Genomic DNA, 266 nt, shown 5'->3' on the forward strand with positions numbered 1-266 from the left:
CGTCTGGTCATGATTCTGCTCGGCGTCGATTACCTGCGCACGCGTTGGCGCTCGCTCAGGATGATGGGCGCGGCTAGCCTGCTGCTCGGCATCATCGTGTTCATCGACGCGCTCGACGGCGCGCTCTATTTTCCGATCACGCCGTTTGCGGTTTTGTTGCTGCTCGAAGGGCTCGCCACGCTCGCGGTCGCGTGGACCGGCATGGGCGGCCAGCGCACGCTGCGCTATGCGAAGGGCATTGCGTTCTCGTTGGCGGCGGCGCTGAT

The 266-nt window shown here is 65.0% G+C and carries 1 pseudogene; it reads left to right on the forward strand.

Going from position 1 to position 266, the window contains the following annotated elements:
- Nucleotides 1–266: pseudogene (locus SB822_RS57815) on the forward strand (DUF308 domain-containing protein); the annotation flags it as partial.

Source organism: Paraburkholderia sp. SIMBA_054, from assembly GCF_046534875.1.
GTDB lineage: Bacteria > Pseudomonadota > Gammaproteobacteria > Burkholderiales > Burkholderiaceae > Paraburkholderia > Paraburkholderia hospita.